At 42.8% G+C, this 17,983-nt stretch carries 16 protein-coding genes, 5 pseudogenes and 1 riboswitch; of the genes and pseudogenes, 3 read left to right on the top strand and 18 right to left on the bottom strand.

The window, feature by feature from the left end; genetic code table 11:
- Window positions 1-21: 21 nt before the first annotated feature.
- Window positions 22-956: pseudogene (gene metA, locus JCM16418_RS00705) on the bottom strand (homoserine O-acetyltransferase MetA).
- Between the two features lie 126 nt (window positions 957-1,082).
- Window positions 1,083-1,214, bottom strand: a riboswitch (SAM riboswitch).
- 445 nt (window positions 1,215-1,659) lie between these two features.
- Here metA and corA point away from each other — a divergent pair.
- Complete coding sequence (gene corA, locus JCM16418_RS00700) at window positions 1,660-2,595, top strand: magnesium/cobalt transporter CorA (RefSeq protein WP_036645208.1); 936 nt, start codon at window positions 1,660-1,662, stop codon at window positions 2,593-2,595.
- Window positions 2,596-2,691: 96 nt separating this feature from the next.
- On the opposite strand, the gene JCM16418_RS00695 is transcribed toward corA, so the two are convergent.
- From JCM16418_RS00695 to JCM16418_RS00635, 14 genes and pseudogenes are all read right to left on the bottom strand, one after another.
- The gene (locus JCM16418_RS00695; RefSeq protein WP_306304733.1) at window positions 2,692-3,567 is read right to left on the bottom strand and encodes an HRDC domain-containing protein; all 876 of its coding nucleotides are present in this window, start codon (window positions 3,565-3,567) and stop codon (window positions 2,692-2,694) included.
- 1 nt (window position 3,568) lies between these two features.
- Window positions 3,569-3,697: a hypothetical protein gene (locus JCM16418_RS26535; protein ID WP_306304732.1), complete on the bottom strand. Its 129-nt coding sequence runs from the start codon at window positions 3,695-3,697 to the stop codon at window positions 3,569-3,571.
- Window positions 3,698-3,848: 151 nt separating this feature from the next.
- A pseudogene (locus JCM16418_RS00690) lies at window positions 3,849-4,729 on the bottom strand (ROK family protein).
- A 55-nt stretch (window positions 4,730-4,784) separates the two neighbouring features.
- Complete coding sequence (locus JCM16418_RS00685; protein WP_036645205.1) at window positions 4,785-5,897, bottom strand: phosphodiester glycosidase family protein; 1,113 nt, start codon at window positions 5,895-5,897, stop codon at window positions 4,785-4,787.
- Window positions 5,897-6,757 (bottom strand): 5'-3' exonuclease, encoded by an 861-nt coding sequence (locus JCM16418_RS00680; protein WP_036646016.1) that lies wholly within the window; start codon window positions 6,755-6,757, stop codon window positions 5,897-5,899. The genes JCM16418_RS00685 and JCM16418_RS00680 overlap by 1 nt, the downstream gene beginning before the upstream one ends.
- 130 nt (window positions 6,758-6,887) lie before the next feature.
- Window positions 6,888-7,247: an arsenate reductase family protein gene (locus JCM16418_RS00675; RefSeq protein ID WP_036645202.1), complete on the bottom strand. Its 360-nt coding sequence runs from the start codon at window positions 7,245-7,247 to the stop codon at window positions 6,888-6,890.
- Window positions 7,248-7,304: 57 nt separating this feature from the next.
- Complete coding sequence (locus JCM16418_RS00670) at window positions 7,305-8,279, bottom strand: RluA family pseudouridine synthase (RefSeq protein ID WP_036645200.1); 975 nt, start codon at window positions 8,277-8,279, stop codon at window positions 7,305-7,307.
- A pseudogene (locus JCM16418_RS00665) lies at window positions 8,276-8,847 on the bottom strand (cob(I)yrinic acid a,c-diamide adenosyltransferase). Before JCM16418_RS00665 ends, JCM16418_RS00670 begins: the two are co-directional and overlap by 4 nt.
- A 24-nt stretch (window positions 8,848-8,871) precedes the next feature.
- Window positions 8,872-9,408 (bottom strand): type 2 periplasmic-binding domain-containing protein, encoded by a 537-nt coding sequence (locus tag JCM16418_RS00660; RefSeq protein ID WP_052019952.1) that lies wholly within the window; start codon window positions 9,406-9,408, stop codon window positions 8,872-8,874.
- 93 nt (window positions 9,409-9,501) lie between these two features.
- Entirely contained in the window at window positions 9,502-9,765 is a 264-nt protein-coding gene (locus JCM16418_RS00655; protein WP_036645198.1) for an aspartyl-phosphate phosphatase Spo0E family protein, read from the bottom strand.
- 118 nt (window positions 9,766-9,883) lie between these two features.
- A pseudogene (locus JCM16418_RS00650) lies at window positions 9,884-11,088 on the bottom strand (aminotransferase class I/II-fold pyridoxal phosphate-dependent enzyme).
- Window positions 11,089-11,110: 22 nt separating this feature from the next.
- On the bottom strand, window positions 11,111-11,611 hold the full coding sequence (locus JCM16418_RS00645; protein ID WP_036645196.1) for an Lrp/AsnC family transcriptional regulator: 501 nt from the start codon (window positions 11,609-11,611) through the stop codon (window positions 11,111-11,113).
- A 181-nt stretch (window positions 11,612-11,792) separates the two neighbouring features.
- Window positions 11,793-12,188: a spore coat protein gene (locus tag JCM16418_RS00640; protein WP_036645193.1), complete on the bottom strand. Its 396-nt coding sequence runs from the start codon at window positions 12,186-12,188 to the stop codon at window positions 11,793-11,795.
- Window positions 12,189-12,212: 24 nt separating this feature from the next.
- The gene (locus tag JCM16418_RS00635; protein ID WP_036645191.1) at window positions 12,213-12,449 is read right to left on the bottom strand and encodes a hypothetical protein; all 237 of its coding nucleotides are present in this window, start codon (window positions 12,447-12,449) and stop codon (window positions 12,213-12,215) included.
- A 153-nt stretch (window positions 12,450-12,602) separates the two neighbouring features.
- Here JCM16418_RS00635 and JCM16418_RS00630 point away from each other — a divergent pair, with 153 nt between their 5' ends.
- On the top strand, window positions 12,603-13,856 hold the full coding sequence (locus JCM16418_RS00630; RefSeq protein ID WP_036645189.1) for an NAD(P)/FAD-dependent oxidoreductase: 1,254 nt from the start codon (window positions 12,603-12,605) through the stop codon (window positions 13,854-13,856).
- Between the two features lie 79 nt (window positions 13,857-13,935).
- Here JCM16418_RS00630 and JCM16418_RS00625 read toward each other — a convergent pair whose 3' ends face one another.
- The 3 genes and pseudogenes from JCM16418_RS00625 to JCM16418_RS00615 form a co-directional block, all read right to left on the bottom strand.
- A complete protein-coding gene (locus tag JCM16418_RS00625) occupies window positions 13,936-14,487 on the bottom strand; it encodes a hypothetical protein (RefSeq protein ID WP_052019951.1) in 552 nt (183 codons plus the stop codon).
- A 102-nt stretch (window positions 14,488-14,589) separates the two neighbouring features.
- Window positions 14,590-15,009, bottom strand: coding sequence for a DUF350 domain-containing protein (locus JCM16418_RS00620; protein WP_036645183.1), 420 nt, complete (start codon window positions 15,007-15,009; stop codon window positions 14,590-14,592).
- Between the two features lie 25 nt (window positions 15,010-15,034).
- Window positions 15,035-17,400 (bottom strand): annotated as a pseudogene (locus JCM16418_RS00615) (endonuclease MutS2).
- 154 nt (window positions 17,401-17,554) lie between these two features.
- Here JCM16418_RS00615 and JCM16418_RS00610 point away from each other — a divergent pair.
- Window positions 17,555-17,905 carry a phage holin family protein gene (locus tag JCM16418_RS00610; RefSeq protein ID WP_036645181.1) on the top strand — a complete coding sequence of 117 codons (351 nt, stop codon included), beginning with the start codon at window positions 17,555-17,557 and terminating at the stop codon, window positions 17,903-17,905.
- Window positions 17,906-17,983: the final 78 nt, after the last annotated feature.

Here is a 17,983-nt window from a genome sequence, read left to right as displayed (position 1 = left end):
TTTAATATTCATGTAATTGCTTTAGATTTGCGGCCAAACCTCAAAATGTTCTCCGATATCATATGGTGTCTCTTGATATACATAGTAATTGAGCCAATTAGCGAATAATAAGTTTGCATGGGCGCGCCAGACAGCTGGAGGCACTCGGCTTGGATCATCTTGTGGATAATAATGCTTTGGAATATCGATATCCATGCCTTTATTAACGTCTCGTTCATATTCCCACTTAAGCGACTCTGGATCGTACTCGGAATGCCCCGTTACAAATATCTGTTTGCCATCTTTCGTAGCGACAAGGTATACACCAGCTTCTTCGGATTCCGATAAAATCTCCAGTTCGTCAACGCGTTCAATATCCTCGCGGCGACACTCTGTATGACGAGATTGAGGTACGTAGAATACTTCATCAAAGCCCCGAAGCAGTTTCACATTATTGTGGTTTAAGGTATGGGGGAATACACCGAAGCATTTCTTCTCTAAATCCCATTTCGGAACACCATAATGATGATACAGTCCAGCTTGAGATGCCCAACAAATATGCATTGTCGAGGTTACATTCGTTTTGGTCCAATCCATAATTTCCTCAAGCTCTTGCCAGTAATTCACTTCTTCAAAATCTAATTGCTCCACTGGTGCACCCGTAATAATCATTCCATCGAAACGGCGGTGTTTGACCTCCTCGAACGTTTTATAGAATGATTCCAAATGTTCGGCAGGTGTGTTCTTCGACGTATGAGAACCCGGATGAAGCAATACAATTTCCACCTGAATCGGTGAGTTTCCTAGCAGTCGTAAAATTTGAGTTTCTGTTGTTTCTTTCGTCGGCATTAAATTCAGAATGGCAATCCGTAGTGGGCGGATGTCTGATGATAGGCATGGCTGTCATCCATAACGAAAATATTTTCTCCTGTGAGGACTTCTTTTGCCGGTAAGGCATCTGGAATTTTAATCGGCATGGTTAACAACACTCCCTTAAGTTATGAAGCCGGCGAAATCATCAAGAATTTGGAGAGAAAGGTATACAAAAATAACCTTTCCCATACTGAAAGAGAAAGGTCATAATCGCACTTATATATGCGCCTCTCTCATCTGTCAGGTAGCTTCTTTAAGTCATACATAAAAGAAGCCGTCTCCTGCAAGAATTAGCACCGTGCGTTCACACGCCGGTTGCCGGGTTTCATCGGGCTAGTCCCTCCACCTGCTCTTGATAAGATTCGCTGTATTCAATTAGATTATTGTTGCTTGTTCATTACTTTAAATCATTACACCACTCTTCGTCAAGATATTGGACTCGATTAGCAGCAATCCATTCACCCATTCCCATTAAAAACCATAGGCTGTAAGGGGAAATGTAACGCTACTTTTTTTCTTGTAAGGACGATTATCCGGCGTTATACTAGACAAGTGTTTAAACCCGAAATGACTGAGGTGAATGAAGATGGACGGCGACCCGAGCCCGAAGCTGAAAACACAACCGCATAGTTTGAACATCAGCTTGCCGGCCGAGGGAAGACTACATTTTCATGCCAAAAGTCACTAACTCCGTAGCTTATACTCAGGGTCTCCCTCGAACCAGCAAAGCTGATTTCTTTCCTATGCATAAATAATGCATTTCCTTACCGAACACGAATTCGGCAAAGGATGAAGGAGTGAAATGATATGAAGATTCGCTTGGTGAACGAGGGCGTATTTGAGCCTATCGATGATATTCAAACCGCACTATCAGCACCAAAAGCCGGATTCTATTGGATCGACGCCGATGTCGACGATTTGACAGAGTTGCAGCCTCTATTTTCCCTACATGATCTGGCAGTTGAAGACTGTCTAAGTGATGAGGAGCAACGTCCGAAGATTGAAATTTATGAGAACCATTACTTTATTGTGGTCAATAGCATTCGTTTTGACGACGAAGAAATATTCCTGCGTGCCCTTAATATTTTTCTAGGAAGACATTTTATTATTACGGTAACAAATCAAAAAATTAATGAGATTCGTTCCTTAAAACCAATGCTCTGGGAGCAGGAAGTTAGCGGACCTGACCGTTTCCTTTACCTTTTAGTTGACTTAGTTGTGGATAACTATTTTACTGTCGGTGATCGAATTGAGGCCAAAATTGAAAAGCTTGAAGAAGATATTCTGATGCATACGAAAAAATCACACCTGAGCGAGATTATCGGCTTGCGTAGTGAGATTTTATGGCTGAAAAAGGTTCTTGGTCCACAAAAGGAAGTTATCAATACACTGAATAAAAAAGATCTCAGACTGATCGATGATCAGCTGCAAAAATATTTTAGTGATATTTACGAGAATGCGGTTAAAATTTCTGAAACATTTGAAACTTATCGCGACCTAATGAGTAACTTACGTGAGGCTTATCAGTCCAGTATCGCTAATCGAGCGAATGAAATTATGAGAGTCTTTACAGCCATGACCACCATATTCATGCCTCTTACGATCATTACAGGCATTTACGGAATGAACTTTGATGACATGCCTGAGTTACATTGGAAGTACGGATACATCTCCATTATCGGTTTAATGATATCTTTAGGGATCGGTATGTTCTTCGTATTCCGCAAGAAGGACTGGATCTGAACACAACGAAATATCATATTAATCCACAGTTAAAGGACGGAAAGCACTCACAAATCATCGTGTATGCCTTTCGTCCTTTTATGTCATTGTGGTTATTTATCCCACGCTCTGCTTGCTCTCTACACTTCGACGGAACCGAATTCGGATCAGACGGATACGTTCGTACAGTAGCTCCATCGCTGCACCTGAGACTGTATCCGTACCATATACCTGCTGAAGCACAGGTTTCAAATACCCATCACCGAGCTCTTCGTACGCGGACCAAACCCGCTTCTGCTCTTCCTCTGACATCTCCTGAAGCTCGTACATAATTAGTGGTTCAGTATCATATCCCTCTTTCTCCAGATTCTCCATCATTTCTAGCAAGTCTCGTCGTGAAAGTTCACATTCTTGCTCTAACTGGAGCAGGTTCTTCCCGTCTGCAATACCTCTGAGCATCATTCGTCTCGTCCTGTACTGCTCTAAATCATGCTTATACTTCTGCTCTTTCTGCTTGTATAACCACGCCATGTACTCTTCGTTGCTCACCTGCTGCGGCACCCAATCTAAAGGAAAACCCTTCTCCCGCTCTGACCTACAACTAATTTCAAGGATTTCTGATCCGTATTCACCCGCTTTACTCTCACCAAATCCAGGCAGTTGAAGCAGCTCCTCTAGAGACTGAGGAACAAAAGCACTAATTAAACGAAGTAATCGATTGCTGCCTATAAAATAAGGGGCTTTGCGCTCGATGGCCGCCTTCTTACGACGCCAAGAGGTCAGCTCAGCATATAATTCCTCATTCGTATGTAATTCGCTATAACAATACAGCCTCTGGGCCACATGATTACGCCCTTTTAACTCATTCTCTTCATGAAATGTACCATCGATCAGAGGCCTAAATCCCTCCCCAAGTTTAATAGCAAGCTCATGACGGTAAATACATAACATTTCATTCCATGAGGATCCTTCATACCAGCTGGAATCAAGCACATCATCTCCACTTAGAAAATCTCTCCAGCAGTTGCCATACTCCCTCATCCTCTCCGATCCACACTTGTGCGTACGCTTCCTCTGGACACCCAATTCCCTTCATAAGACGATTCATAAATACAATTTGCATTTAATTAACCTCCTTCATATTGGACAGCACAACACAAAAAAAGCACCTCTCTTTGTTAAAAGAGAGGTGCTTCCTCAAATCCACGATATTATGCTGTTGCCTTCAATTGTACCATATATTGTAAAACGGTCAATGCCTTTTTACGACGCATTTATGCCTCTGCCAATGCCTTCTTAGCAAGTGCCAAAGCTCCGCATAGACCTGCATTATCTCCAAGCTGCGGTGGAACGATATAGTCTGCAATGTTAGCATTGGTTTCATCAAGCTGAAGATATCCACCAAGCAGCTGCTGCAACTGCGAATGAATAAGCGGGAACAGTTGCAATTGTTTCATAACACCGCCTCCCATCACAATTTTTTGTGGGGAAAGAATTAAAATATAATTCATCAAAGCCTGTGCCAAATAGTATGCTTCCATTTCCCAAGCAGGATGATCCTTCGTAAGCTCAGCACCCTGAACTCCCCATCGTCTGGATAGCGATGGACCGGCTGCTACACCTTCAAGACAGTCGCCATGATATGGGCAGGTTCCCTCATATGAATCTTTTGGATGACGGCGAACCATAATATGCCCCATCTCAGGATGAGATAATCCGTGTACAAGCTCGCCATTAACGACGGCTCCAGCTCCGATACCTGTCCCTACGGTAATGTACAGACAGCTATCCGCATCTTTAGCTGCTCCCCATGTATATTCTCCAAGAGCAGCTCCGTTTACATCCGTATCGAATTCAATAGGAACATTAAAATGAGAGCGCAAGTAACCCACCATATCAAACTGGCTCCAATGTGGCTTCGGTGTCGTTGTAATTCGTCCATAGGTCGGACTTCCCTTCACAGGTCAATCGGTCCAAAAGAACCGGCTCCAATAGCCTCCACACCCTTACCTTCAAAAAACGAAACGACTTGCGCCATCGTCTCTTCAGGTGTTGTAGTAGGAAAACTGATTCGCTCCAGAACGGTTCCATCTTCTTTTCCAATTCCACATACAAATTTAGTCCCGCCGGCTTCAATAGCTCCTAATAAACTCATTACAATAAACCCCTCCTGAATCTAGATGTATGATTTATAATGATTTTCTTTCAAATTAAGGATTTACATTACTTCCGAAAACAAGTGTATTACTAAGTAATCTACCTGGATTTGTAAGCGTTCTTCCTGATCCGAACATACCAGAGGAGGCCCCGCCATCCAAATTCATCGCCTGCTTTACACCCATTTTTTGCATAATGGCTGCCCATTCCTTCATCGTGGCTCCCGAAACGGTTGCGATCATCACTGAGCCATCTGCCTTAATAGCAATACCGCTACGTGCCGCGCTACTTGTTAATATTTTTTGATCTTTAAAGCCTTCTGCTGCAGGATTAAGGGCGACGCTTCCGTCTTTAACAAGGCGCGGTCCAGCTCCTACTGCGGTTACAACATCCTCCCATGGCAGAGCTTTACCATGATCATCCGCATATGTAACATTAAGTTCTACTGCTGCTCCATTCACAAAACGTTTTGCCATGGATTGTTCCGTTCCCATACATACAAGCACATATCCATCCTTCGGAATAAGAACATTATGATTCGGAACACTATTCATAACGATACCATTACGTATGGTTATGGCTGTACCTCCCTTGAAACCAACGCGATCTCCGCGGTACGAATTGTATATGATACTTACATTTGACCCTTCCGCAGGTGTGCGGTTAATGAAAGTTGCATACCAACCCTGAGAAGATCCACCAGTAGGCGTCACCTTGCCTGTCAAACCAACCCAAAGTGAATCCATTAGAACTGTTCCGTCTTTCTTAAAACCAACCGTTGTACCATAACGTCCAATATGAGCAATATTATTATTGATAATTAAATTACCATAAGGGTCTGGAACACCGTGATAGGCTTCGAAGAAAGCTCCGTTAATTGCTGCTTGAGCATTGTACTTTTTAACAATAGATTTTAAATCCTGCGTTTGACCTACTTGACCTTTAGCTAAGCCTACGGTCACTGGCGTACCTTTTGGAATATTGAGTATTTGAACGGTATATGCTCGGCTGCCTACAGCGACCTTCTTGACCTCGTTTGTAATACTAGGCGCAGCAAATACTTTGGATGTCTCGGGTTGCGAGAGTAGCAAAAAGGACACTGACGTTAATATCGCCAGCACCCTCAGCCCCCATTTACCCCAAGAACGCTGTGCATGTGTTTGCATTAAACTGAAGCAACTCCCATCCACTGATATAAACTTTTCATTTCAAGTTCTTCAAATTTGGAAATAACCTGTTCCTCGTTAAGTACCAGTTCACATATATCCAGTGCACAAGCTACGGGTACATTACAATGTATTTCGGCAAGTTTCCTTGAAACATGCAGCATCTCTAAGTCAGCCTCAATTTTACCGCGTACATTCGCTGTCAACTGATCCAAATTCTCAAGGATACCCTCCACGGATTTGTATTCTTGTACAAGCTTCATAGCTGTCTTCTCACCGATTCCGCGTACACCAGGATAATTGTCACTAGCGTCTCCCATAAGAGCCTTAACATCGATAATTTGACGTGGCAGGAGCTGTCTCTCTTCGTATAAGGAATTAGGAGTATATACTTTATAATTGCCATGTCCCTTTTTCATCATGATGACTGTCGTCCGGTCGCTCACAAGCTGCAACAAATCATGGTCACCTGATAAAATCAACACATCCATATCACGACTAAACTGATCAGAGAGCGTACCGATACAATCGTCTGCCTCGTATCCTTCAGAGCTAATATTCGGAACTCCCAAACTCTCCATAACCTCAAGAATTAATGAGAATTGTGGAATTAGATCGTCTGGTGCTTGTGGGCGGTTTCCCTTATATGCGGCAAAATGATCTCCACGGAAGGTCTTCCCTCCCAAGTCCCAACAGCACACGACATGGCTTGGTTCAAAGCGTTGCACTGCATCCCAAAAGTAACGGATAAATCCGTAAATCGCATTTGTAGGTACTCCCGATTTCGTTCTGCGAATATAACCGCCAGAAGCCGTAGCAAAATAAGCTCTAAACAATAATGCCATTCCGTCGACCAGCATCACCGATTGTCGCTGATTATTAGATATCAATTTAATTCTCTCCCTTTGTCTATCAGTTACTCGTCCTCATCAATCAACGACGAATACGTCCAGTATAGCACATTCGTGTAGCAGGATTGGGTGATGGAATTCATCCCCAAATATTCTGGTATTGTTCATCTTTAAAGCCTACCGTTACCTGCTTACCATCCGTCACTATAGGACGCTTGATGAGCTTCCCGTTCGATGCTAATAAACGAATCTGTTCGTCACGGTTCATACCGGGCAACTTATCCTTAAGGCCTAATTCTTTGTATACTTCCCCGCTCGTATTAAAAAACTTCTTTAATTCCAGTCCACTCTTATCAATAAGTTCTGACAATTCTTCAGCTAGCGGAGGCTGTTCCACAATATGTTGCAGCTCCAGCTCATGTCCATGAGCCTGAAGCCATTTGACAGCATTTCGACATGTGCTGCATTTAGGGTACTGATATACTTTTAGATGACTCATACTGATTTCTCCGTTCCTATTGATTAAATCTCTCTTTAGATATAGATATCTACCATACTATTCCTCAGCTAGTGGGCTTAATTTCTCCTGCAAATGACGCATATCTTCCGGAAGAGGGGCAAGGAACGTCATCTCTTCTTTCGTAATGGGATGCTGTAGAGATAGCTGTGAAGCATGTAGTGCCTGCCTAGAAATTAGACAATCTAGCTTCACTATAGATTCCAGCTCAGTAGCATTACCATCATTGCTAGTTGCATAGAGTGGATGTTTATAGAATGTATCCCCAATAAGCGGACAGCCAAGGCTTGTCATATGCACACGGATCTGATGGGTTCTGCCCGTCTCCAGCTTCAGCTGTACACAAGAAGCAGATACGAAGCGCTGCAACAACTTATAATGCGTCACGGATGGATACCCATCAGGCGTTACAATTCGGCGATGTGGCTCATCAGGATCGCGATCAATAGGGCCATTCATGATCCCTTCCCGAGGAGAAGGCGTTCCATGAACAAAAGCCTTGTATATTTTATCCACTTTATTCTCCGCCATTTGCTCAGAAATGTGCTGATGCACATAAGGATTTTTGGCGATTACCAGTACGCCCGACGTTTCTTGATCCAACCGATGCACGGCACGGAAGCGAAATCGTTCACCTTTTTCCGCCCAATAATGCACAACGCCATTCGCCAATGTGTTCGTGTAATGTCCTTGAGTAGGGTGTACGATAATACCCGCAGCTTTGTTCACAACTAGAATATGTTCATCTTCATATAGAATTTCAAATGGAATAGGCTGTGGCAAAATATCATCAGACACTTCGCGCTCCATGCGGATTTCCACTACATCTCCACATGTCACAGACACGCTAATGTAGACGCGCTCACCGTTTAAAGTGACCCCTTTCTCCGTTTGCTTAATACGAGAGAGCAGCTTACGTGAGACACCTAGTTTGCGATTTAATACCGTTTTGAGCAGCCAGCCATCTTCTGCCTCCGAAACTACGTATGAGATTGGTGCATAATAGTTACTCATTTCTTCTTGCTGCTAAATACATTCTGACTACGAACATACTCAATATCAGCCACTCCACTACGGACATTGGCGGTACGAGCGATGACAAAGAAGTAGTCTGAGAGGCGATTCAGATAACGTGTCACATCAGCGTTAATTTCTTTATGTTGACCAAGCGTAACCACCCGGCGTTCGGCGCGGCGGCAAACTGTACGGCATACATGAAGTGTGGACGACAATAATGATCCTCCAGGAAGAATAAACTTCTCAAGCGCTGGGTTACCTTCCTCATGTATATCCATCCACTGTTCAACCTTTCGACCATCTCAGGATGCACTTTAAATTTACCTTCACTTAAAGTAACAAATGCGAGATCAGCCCCGCAATCAAACAGCTCATGTTGGATTTCAAGTAACTCTGCTTTCAGGTCTGCAAAATGTTCATCATCCATCATACTTATGGCCTGTCCGACAAAACCATTTAGTTCATCGATGGTTCCGTAGGCTTCTACCTGATCATCGTCTTTTAACACGCGTCCACCAATGACAGATGTTTCGCCCTTATCGCCTGTACGAGTATATACTTTCATCTGAGTAAAACCCACCTCTATCTTTTATTCTGTTAATGCTTTAAGCATCTTCACTGCATCATCAACCGAAGGCGCTGCAACGGGAATCGTCGCATACAATTGCTCTGGCGTATATTTAGCATCTATAAAAAGCTTCATTTGCTTAACGGGGATACCGTATAAATGCTCTGTAGTATCTACCGTTTTGTCATCTCTAACCTCATTACTAGCAAACACGCCATCTGGATATTTCTTAGGATCAAAATATTTATCAAGCGGCAAATGTCCACCTAGCTTGGCATAATTCTTCATATCCTCTTCAGGCAAAATAACGATACTATGACCGCCAGCAGCGTATTCTACCATTAATTTCTGAGGATTGTACATTGGACTCGCTGATACCTCTACTTTAAGTGTTGTGCCAAGCTTATCTTGCATCTTGTCCTCAATCTGCTTATATGCCTGTACCGGATCCGAATGTTCGTCGATCATAAACACCGTCCGTTTATCATCATCTTGTCCGCAGCCCGCTACTAGTAATACAACCGCAAACACCATCAACAGCTTCATCCATTGCTTCAAACGCGGTTCCCCCTTATGTATGATACATTCAATATATCATAACCAAGCACATGAAAAAAAAGAAGACCCCTACTGGGGTCAATTCAAAATCATTTAGCATTTTTTCTTTGGATTTGATTTCATATATTCATTGATCTTCAGATCAAGAAGACTACTAATTTCAATGACAATCTCAGAAGTAAAGGATTGTTCTTGCATAAAAATTTGTTCCATCTTCTTACGAAGCATCAAAATTTCATCTTCCAGGGAGATATTTTTTACAGCATTTTCTGTTTTGGTTGTCCATCTACCTTGGTTACTGCCTTCGGCGGTATAGCTACCGCGGTACGTAGGTAAATCATATCCAGCACAAAACAAAGGCATTCCCTCCTTGAAGATTCTGATCTAGCTTCTAAAGTAGAATTATAGCATACAAAATAATAAATAAAAGTGAAAATTTTTCCAATTAACACAAAAAAACAAGATAATTCATAAATTAGCCATTTTTCAGTTTATTCACAAATTGCCCAATTCGATCCAATGCTTCATTTAACTGAATTACAGAAGTCGCATAAGAACAACGAAGGAACCCTTCTCCGCTAGAACCAAATGCGGTTCCTGGCACAGCTGCTACCTTAGCTTCTAGAAGTAAACGTTCTGCAAATTCATTCGATGATAGCCCTGTAGACACTATACTTGGGAAAGCGTAGAACGCCCCTTTAGGCTCGTGACAAGTAAGTCCAATTTGCTCTAACCCTTGAACGATAAGACGCCGACGCTGATTATACGATTCCATCATGCGATCCTTCTCTTCTAGCCCCGTAGGCGTGAGAGCTTCCAGAGCAGCGACTTGGCCCATAACCGGTGCACACATTACTGTGTATTGATGAATCTTATACATGGCTGCGATGAGGTCAGGATGTGCACAAGCGTATCCCATACGCCATCCAGTCATTGCAAAAGCTTTGGAAAAGCCGCTTACTAGAATTGTCCGATCCATCATTCCAGGTATAGAGGCAAAGCTTACATGCTTCTGTCCATACGTAAGCTCAGCGTATATCTCATCTGCGATTACAATTAAATCATGCTTCTCAACAACCTTAGCGATCGGAAGCCAATCTTCATAAGTCATAATCGCACCGGTTGGATTACTCGGATAACAAAGAATCAGTATTTTGGATTTAGGCGAAATCTTAGCTTCTAGCATTTCAGCAGTAAGCTTGAAATCATCCTCTGCGAATGTCTCGATACCAACCGTAACTCCGCCTCCAATTGAGGTAATAGGAGAATACGAAACATAACAAGGCTCAGGAATCAGAATTTCATCTCCAGGAGCGATCAGGCTCTTAAAGCCAAATCAATAGCTTCACTACCGCCTACCGTTACTAGAATTTGATCCTTAGCATCGTAAGAGACTGCAAAACTGTCATATAAATATGAGGCAATCGCTTCCCGAAGTTCAATCATCCCTGCATTCGATGTATAAGCCGTGCGCCCCCGCTCAAGTGAAAATACACAGGCTTCACGCACATGCCAAGGGGTAACGAAATCCGGTTCCCCTACACCAAGGGTAATCACATCTTTATTACCGCTCGCTAAATCAAAAAATTTACGTATGCCAGACGGTGGTATATCTCTAACACGTGGAGCTAAATAAGAATTCATTGACTTAACGTCTTGGGACTTGGTTTGTTCATTCATCACGTTCATGACACATCTTCCTTTACGGTGAGATCATGAGACGGTTATCTTCTTCATGTTCCTCAAAAATAATGCCGTCTTGTTTATATTTCTTTAATATAAAATTGGTTTTCGTCGATAACACAGAATCGATAGGTGAGAGCTTCTCTGAAACGAAATTAGCAACCTCACGCAGGTTACGTCCTTCCACTTCAACCAACAAATCATAAGCACCTGACATCAAATATACGGATTTAACCTGTGGATACAAATAAATTCGCTCCGCAATACCTTCAAATCCACGTCCACGCTCTGGTGTGATTTGCACCTCAATCAGTGCCGTAACCGTTTCATCCTCAATCTTACTCCAATTGACAACGGCAGCATATTTTACAATAACATGATCTTCCTCTAGCTCTGCGATTACTGCTTTAACTTCATCTTCTCCAACACCCAAGAGAGTAGACAGGAGCGCTGGAGACCGCCGTGCATCTTCATTCAAAAGATCCAATACTTTCATTTTCAAATCAGTAAGTTCTCTCATAAACATCCTCCAGCTTCATCTCGCAGGCCAATGTTATCCCTTTCTTACATCTACCTGCAAAAATAGATTATTACTAATTCTACAATAATTTAAGTAGCATGCAAAGAAAAACCGTCTCTTCGGCGTGGGCCGAAATAGAGACGGTTGACTGGGTCCATGCTTCATTACACCGAAACTACGGTTAATTCAAAGTATGGTTTTGATGAATATTGGGTTGCTCAGGAATATGGAAAGAAGGGTTATAGCTCCCATTCCCAATTGAACTTAACTTTTGTGAAACGAATTGATTCGTTTTTTGCATGGTGTTTTTGGCGTCTTGTATTTGTTTATCGATATCTTGACGCAGCGCACTAGAAGACGTTGAATACATATTCAGCTGTTTCATTAAATTGAACAATTCACCCTGCATTGTTAATGTTTCGTTGGTCAACTGAGTAAACAATTGACGTATAGAAGGACAAGAAGATTCAGTGGTCGCCGTCGTATACTCTCTAACGGTTCGCTTCAGGTCAGCCAAAATAGTATACAGTAAATCCTCATCCTGCATGAAAGCTGAGTTGTTTTGAGTCATGTTCATTCGTTTCTGCCTCCTTAGCTTCGCTTATTGTTGTGGCTGCGCAGGTGCCAATGGCTGATGTTGCTGCATTGCCTGAGTCAACATATTCAAATGCTGGTCTAGGGTATGGATGTATTTCTGCAGCGCTTGTTGAATTTGAACATTTTGTGTGGTAGCTGCTGATGCTGCGCATTGTTTAATTAACAAATCCTCATTGGAGATTGAATCGACAATATACTCCAGTTCCTTACCTGTGATGGCCTGCATCTGCATAGATTGCATAAGGAAATCCCTCCTAAGAAATAATGAACACGGAGTGTATTATGTCCGGGCATATTTCTTTTATGTAAAGAACGTAAGTTTATCCCTTGAATTTCCTGTTACTGAATTCGCATCAATACCAATACTAATATACACGAAGGAGTGTAGTTCATTATGATTCTCAATAACGGTAATTTGGCTTGGCCAAACACACTAAACCCTGCTCCACAATATCCCGAACTCGAAGAGGATTTGTCATGCGATTGTCTAATTATAGGCGGCGGTATGGGCGGCGCGTTGTTAGCACATGTTCTATCGGAACGAAATATTGACACTGTCTTGGTGGAAAAGAATGAAGTAGGGAATGGCAGTTCATCAGCGAACACAGGATTGCTCCAATTTTCCAATGACAAGTCATTAACTGCGTTAATCAATACGTTTGGTGAAGAGACTGCTGTCAGCTTTTACAAATTATGCCGTGACGCCATGACTGAGCTCATTGCTGTCAAAGACAAACTTGTTCTGGACCCGCAGCTAATCCCTCGCAGCAGCCTTTATTTCGCTACCACAGAAGAAGATGTTCCCATGCTCAAAGCAGAATACGATAACCTAGTGAAATATGGATTTGATGCGGAATATTGGGATAAGGAGAAAATCGAGTCAGCTTTTCCATTCTCAAAAAGTGCTGCGCTCTATACACATGGTGATGCGGAGGTTAATCCTTATCGTATGGTTCACGCTCTAAGCGCGACGGCTGCTCAGAAAGGCGTGAAAATTTATGAGCATTCTGAAATCGTAAGCTATGAATATCTTGAAGATGGAGTCATCTGTCATACCAAATCCAACCGTATTCATGCGAAACGCGTCATATTTGCCATGGGATATGAGACACAGGAGTTCAAAACAGACCGAAATGCGGTTTTGGAAACAACCTATGCCATTGTTACGAATCCCGTTGAGGATTTATCCGAATGGCATGAGCGTTGTCTGATTTGGGAAACAGAGCGACCTTACTTCTATATCAGAACGACGCCCGAAGGACGGATTGTTGCTGGAGGATTGGACGAGACTCTACGCACACCAGAAGAACGCGAAATCCGACTTATACGCCGAAGTGAGCTTCTTCTCGAGGAGATTCAATCCTTATTTCCTAATTATAAAGATTTGAAAATAGACTACGCTTGGTCATCTATATTTGGCTCGACTCATGACGGACTTCCGATGATCGGCACTCACCCGAAATACCCTAATTGCTATTTTCTTGAGGGTTATGGCGGCAACGGAACGGTATACAGTATGATGGCTGCTCAGCTGCTTGCAGATGAAGTAACAGGTACTCATCGTCCTGAAATGGAAATGTTCTCGTTAACACGTACCTCTAAGCCTTCTCCCCCTAAGCCAGAGAACAATATACCTGCCAAGCAGTGAGATCATGCTTGATGTGTTACAAAAATACCCCTAGCGCTGGCTAGGGGTATTTGAATTCAAATAGAACATCTGGGAATGACTATTCCTCCAGATTACGACTTAAATTTTCAATAATACGTAAACGGTCTGCGTCAGCCAAGTTATATTGAACTTGGAAACACCCTGAACAAATGTACATATTCAGCTCAAAAGGTGTTTCTAACATTGGAGCTTGTATGGCAGCATATTCTTTTGGAATAAACATTTGCTCATTTACCTGCTGAGTTCCTGCTAGGAACATATAATGACGGCAATGAGGGCACTCTGGAACCTCAAGCTGTTCTTCCATTACTTTTTCAACAGACGCCTCATAATGAAGCAAATCATGACTATTCTCATACTGATTCAATGAAGGGAAGGCTGGGACGGTTTGCACGTCATCATCTTGCCAGTCATCCTCTTCCGCATCCTGTTCCTCTTCAGCTACCACTTCTGCTGGTGAATTAGACTGTCCTGCATCAGGCTGCAGAGGAATACTAATGGTGCGATATTCATTTAGCTCATTGTGACAATACGGACATTCTTCTTCTGGGCCGATCTCCTCATCCCATACAATTTCGGTTTGACACCATGGGCATAAAGTTGTTTCCATATGTTCCATCTCCTAATGTTTCATTAAATAAATAACGCCTACAAATAAAAAAACAACAGCAGCAGCAAATAATATTCTTACCAGATTCTTCATCGGTTCCCCCTAAAAAATACATGCCCCAATGACATAAGATAAGGCAACCGGGATGAACATCGAAATGAGTCCTACGGCACGATTATCCTTTATAATCTCATTGTCAACAGAGAAGACTGGAGTTAGAAATTCATACAAAATATAAGCAATAAATAACAGAACAAATCCAAAAAGTGACCACTTCATCGTGTCAAAAACAGATGTTTTGGCTTCGATACTATACCTAAGGACATTGCATATCCCAAAAATTTTGCCTCCTGTCGCCAAAGCTGCAGCGATATTTCCTCGACCAATCTCATTCCAGCACTTATAACGAGCTACCAGCTCAAAACAAGAGAGAAACACGATTAAACCTACAATCGCTACAGAAAAATATCCAACCAGAATCCCAAGGGGATGAGAAAGCATTTGATCAACCATACTTTTCATTATTCTCACATCCTGTTCGGAAATGTTACTTCAACTCGGCAACTGTAACGCCTGCCCCGCCCTCGTTATAATTACCTAGGCGATAACTCTTGATATGTTTATGCTTACGCATGTATTCCGCAATCCCCGTCCGCAAAATCCCTGTTCCTTTGCCGTGGATCAAATACACCTGACCTAGATTCGCAAGAAACGCCTCATCAATAAATCGATCTACTTCAATTATAGCGTCCTCCAAATTTGAACCACGTAAATCAAGCTCGCTACGGACATGCTCATCTCTTGTACGTTTAACAACAGTCGCTACTCGCTGAGCTGGTTTATTTGCGTTTGAATTCGCTTTAACAAGCTCCAGATCATCAAGACTTACTTTCATCTTCATAATACCTAGCTGAACCATGGCCTCTTTAGAACCAGAAAGTTCAACGACATGCCCTTTTTGGTTCAAACTGTATACCATCACTTCGTCTCCTGGTCCAATTGCTCGCGGCTCATTCGATTTATTTCTGGTTGGGCCTTTCTTTTTCTGCGTAGGTTCCGCATCGTCCAGCTGCTTACGGGCAGCAATTAACTTATGATCTTTAACAGAGGCGCCTTCCTCTTTGGCCAGCTGGCGCAGCTCTCCAATAATTTGTTCAGCTTCACGTCTAGCCTTAGCAATAACTTCCTTGGCATCTTTACTGGCTTTGTCCATCAGCTTATCCCGCTGTTGCTCCAACTTCTCAAGCTCTTGTTGATGCAAGGTGCGTAGAGTTTCAACTTCTTGCCGAAGTTTCTCCGCCTGTTCTCGTTCATTCTCTGCACCTAACCGATTCTCTTCAAGTGAAGCGATCATATGCTCAACACGCTGATCCTCTTCTTTTACTTCTCCGCGAGCATAATCCAGTATGCTTGTTGGAAGTCCCAGTCTTTCAGCAATGGCAAATGCATTACTTCGTCCTGGTACACCAACCAATAGACGATATGTTGGACTTAACGTATTCACATCGAACTCCATACTTGCATTAATAACCGATTTGCGTTCGTATGCATACGCCTTTAGCTCACTGTAATGTGTCGTAGCGATCATTCGGCAACCTGTCCGATGAATATGTTCCAGAATGGAAATAGCGAGCGCAGAACCCTCCGCAGGATCTGTACCAGCTCCAACTTCATCGAGCAGCACTAAGCTCTTGGATGTCATCTGCTTCAGAATCCGAATAATATTAGTCATATGGCTAGAGAATGTACTTAGGCTTTGCTCAATACTTTGCTCGTCACCAATATCGGCATAAATGGCATCAAATACACACAGCTGACTTCCCTCTTCTGCAGGTACGAACAATCCCGACATAGCATGAGACTTAAAAGTCCAATGGTTTTTAGGGTTACCGTCTTACCACCTGTGTTAGGCCCTGTCACAATAATAGAAGTATATGAATTGCCCAGCTCGACATCAAGCGGGACGACCTTATCCATATCAATTAAAGGATGACGACCCTTTTTGAGCTTGAAATATCCTCGATCATTCATTCTTGGCTGGGATGCTTTCATGACGTGAGCAATCCGCGCTTTCGCGAAGATGAAATCGAGATTACCGAGCAAGTCCAAATCAAACAGAATCAGGTCGGCTTGATCTCCAACTAATGCTGTCAATTTTTGCAAAATAACTTCGATTTCTCGCTCTTCCTTTAACCGAGTTTCACGCAGCTTATTGTTCATCGCCACAATAGATTCTGGTTCAATAAACAACGTTGCACCTGATCCCGATTGATCATGCACAATTCCGCCAAAATGCGCACGGTACTCCGCTTTTACAGGAATAACAAACCTATCTCCCCGAATCGTAATTAATTGATCTTGAAGCATCTTCGCTACAGAAGAAGAGCGGATCATCGAATCGAGCTTCTCTCGAATGCGCACCTCACCTGAACGTAGTTCACGGCGAACATGAGCCAGCTCCGGACTGGCTGAATCCATAACTTCCGCGCTTTCATCGATACATGACTTAATCGCATTCTCAAGTTCTTTTTGCTCTGATATATTCTCAGTAATTCCTGTAAGTAAAGGGATATCTGTATCTTCGCCAATCTGTTCGATAAACCGTTTGATACGACGAGCGCCATAAGCTGTATTACCTACCGCAAGTAACTCATGTGGGCTCAAGGTGCCCCCAATACGGGCACGTTTAAGCGGTGAAGATACATCGCTGATCCCTCCAAATGATGGACCACCCTTCAACCGATCTACCGTATACGCCTCGTCTGTTGCTTGTAAGAGTCTTTTGACCGATTCCAGATCAGTTACAGGTCTAAGTTGCTCCACTTCCTGCCGCCCCATTGAAGTCTGCGTATAGTTTGCACATGTATTTAAAATCTTGCGATACTCCAACGTTTGCAAAATTTTATCATCCAACAAATGTTTCACTACTCCTCTCATTGTTGATATTAATTATAGCGAAACGATAATCGATTCGCCATGTACGAAAAACATTCCATACATAACCGTGTGTTTATTGAATACACTAACATTGGAATAACTAGTACTCATGTAAAAGGAGGCCATTTAAATGCATTTTCTAGGTCATGTCGTACGGTTTATAGTGTCGGCGCTTGTACTGCTTGTGGTAGGTTGGCTCGTACCACAGTTCTCAGTCGGAGGTTTCTGGAGTGCCCTTCTGTTGGCGCTCGTCATCGCTCTATTGGGTTGGGTCGTTGAAGCCATATTTGGTAAAAGCGTATCGCCCTTTGGCAGAGGTATCGTAGGTTTTATAGTGAGCGCGCTCGTTATCTACGTAGCCCAATTTATCGTTGGTGGCGTCTCTGTTACAATCCTAGGTGCTTTACTGGCAGCTTTGGTTATCGGTATTATCGATCTTTTCATACCGGTATCCACACCTTTCAGTGCAGGTCGGGACTAAAACTTAAGATTAGAGTACAACGTACATCAAATCCCTATGGGATTACTGAAATGAAATGAGATCAACCCCTGTTCAGCT

The organism is Paenibacillus pini JCM 16418, from assembly GCF_000576305.1.
In the GTDB taxonomy this organism is placed as follows: Bacteria; Bacillota; Bacilli; order Paenibacillales; family Paenibacillaceae; genus Paenibacillus_AQ; species Paenibacillus_AQ pini.
The sequence above is the reverse complement of the archived record's forward strand: the minus strand, read 5'-3'. Positions and strand labels throughout refer to the sequence as shown.